Origin of the sequence: Phytoactinopolyspora endophytica, assembly GCF_004138495.1 — a bacterium.
In the GTDB taxonomy this organism is placed as follows: domain Bacteria; phylum Actinomycetota; class Actinomycetes; order Jiangellales; family Jiangellaceae; genus Phytoactinopolyspora; species Phytoactinopolyspora endophytica.
In genome coordinates this window covers 68,393-70,965 of sequence record NZ_ML142870.1, presented here as the reverse complement: position 1 = coordinate 70,965, position 2,573 = coordinate 68,393, and the positions used below count along the sequence as shown (strand labels likewise).

Below are 2,573 nucleotides of genomic sequence, written 5' to 3'. Positions count from 1 at the left end.
GAGCTCTCGGCCGCCGCTCGTGGGCGCGAGCGTTACCTACCGCTCGCGCATGTACTGTACCTCGCTTTACTTCTGATCTTGGTAAAGCTGGTGAAGCTCGCCTTGGTGCCGCTCATCCATGGTCGCGCGGAAAGAACGTTCGTAGCTGTCGATCTATGACTGATCGCGGCATGGCGGGCCGTGGGGAATGTATGATGGGAACCATGTTCGATCGGATCGTGCTCTGCGCCCGCACCGGCTCCGCCCGGGCGCGAGTATCCGTGCGCCGCTGAGCGCCGCCTCCATCCGATCCGTCACATCATCACCCCGCGGTGCGCACACTCCGCGCTGCCGCGGCGTCACCTGTGGAGCCACCCATGCCGCAGCACATGCCGGAAAAGCCGACCCTTGAGGGCCTCGAAGAGACCTGGTCCCGACGGTGGGAGGAGCAAGCGACCCACCGGTTCGACCGTTCCACGCCGCGTGAGCGGGTCTATTCGATCGACACACCACCGCCGACCGCCTCGGGCAGCCTGCACGTGGGTCACGTCTTCTCCTACACCCACACCGACATCATCGCCCGCTACCAGCGGATGCGTGGCCGTGAGGTCTTCTACCCGATGGGGTGGGACGACAACGGCCTGCCCACTGAACGCCGGGTGCAGAACCACTACGGCGTCCGTTGCGACCCGTCGATACCGTACGATCCCGACCTGGTGCTGCCCGAGCCGTCCGGTTCGCAGCTGCCGGTCTCGCGGAAGAACTTCATCGAGCTGTGCGAACGGCTGACCGCCCACGACGAGCAGACGTTCGAGGAGCTCTGGCGGCGCCTCGGCCTCTCCGTCGACTGGTCGTTGACCTACACGACGATCGGTGAGGTGGCCCGGACCGTCTCCCAGCGGGCGTTCCTGCGCAACCTCGCCCGCGGTGAGGCGTACCAGGCAGAGGCGCCGACGCTGTGGGATGCGACCTTCCAGACCGCGGTGGCCCAGGCTGAGCTGGAGGACCGTGAGCGGCCGGGCGCGTTCCACCGGCTGGCGTTCGCCGGGCCGGACGGGGCGGTGCACGTCGACACCACGCGTCCGGAGCTTCTCCCGGCGTGCGTCGCGCTCGTGGTTCATCCCGACGACGAGCGTTATAGCGGCCTGGTCGGGACCCTCGCCCGCACGCCCGTGTTCGACGTCGGCGTCCCCGTTCTGGCCCACCGGCTGGCTGACCAGGCCATGGGCACGGGCATCGCCATGGTGTGCACGTTCGGTGATCTCACCGACGTCATCTGGTGGCGCGAGCTCGACCTGCCGGTCCGAGCCGTCATCGGCCGGGATGGGCGGCTGCTCGCTGAGCCGCCCGATGGCGTGCCGGGCTGCCCGTACCAAGAACTGGCAGGTTCGACGGTCTCCCAAGCGCGGCGCCGCGTCGTCGAGTTGCTTCGGGAGTCGGGCGGCCTGGTCGGCGAGCCCCGCTCGGTCACGCACTCGGTGAAGTTCTACGAGAAGGGTGATCGGCCGCTGGAGATCGTCACCAGCCGGCAGTGGTACATCCGCAACGGTGGACGGGACGCCGGCCTGCGGCAGGAGATGCTCGACCGCGGCCGGGAGCTGGCCTGGGTCCCGGAGCACATGCGCCACCGGTACGAGCACTGGGTGGGTGGACTCAACGGTGACTGGCTGGTCAGCCGGCAGCGGTTCTTCGGCGTCCCCATTCCGGCCTGGTACCCGCTCGACGACACCGGCGTGCCTCGGTACGACGAACCGCTGCTGCCGGAGGAGTCCGCGCTGCCGGTCGATCCGTCGTCCGAGGCTCCGGCCGGGTATGACGAGTCGCAGCGCGGCAGGCCCGGCGGATTCGCCGGCGATCCGGACGTGCTGGACACGTGGGCGACGTCGTCGCTGACGCCGCAGATCGTCTGCGGCTGGGAACGCGATCCGGACCTGTTCGCGCGGACGTTCCCGATGGATCTGCACGCCCAGGCGCACGAGATCATCCGGACCTGGCTGTTCGCGTCCGTGCTACGCGCTCACTTGGAGAATGGGTCGCTACCGTGGCGGCGGGTGGCGATCTCCGGGTTCGTGGTGGATCCGGACCGGAAGAAGATGGGCAAGTCGGTCGGGAACGCCACGACGCCGGTCGGTGTCATCGAGCGCTACGGCGCGGACGCGGTCCGCTGGCGGGCGGCCGGTGCTCGGCCGGGCCGGGACACACCGTTCGACGAGGCGCAGATGAAGGTTGGGCGCCGGTTGGCGACGAAGGTCCTGAACGCGGGCAAGTTCATCCTGGGTCTCGCAGGCCACGAGCCGGGCGGATCGGGCCGCACGGACTCGGTGCACCGGTCGGCGCTGGGCGATGCGCCGGCCACCGATGCTGTCACCGAGCCACTCGACCGGAGCATGCTCGCGGCGCTGGGCGAGGTGGTGCGAGCGGCGACCGGGGCGATGGACGAGTACGACTACACGAGCGCGCTCGAGGCGACCGAACGGTTCTTCTGGGAGTTCTGCGACGACTACCTCGAACTCGTGAAGGATCGGGCGTATGGAACCGAGGCGGACCAGCCGGCCGAGCCGGCCGAGCTGATGCGGACCGCGTCGGCGCGGACC

General features: G+C 69.2%; 1 pseudogene. It reads left to right on the top strand.

Annotated elements, in window-relative coordinates:
- Nucleotides 1-356: 356 nt before the first annotated feature.
- Nucleotides 357-2,573, top strand: a pseudogene (gene valS / locus ELR45_RS29780) (valine--tRNA ligase); the annotation flags it as partial.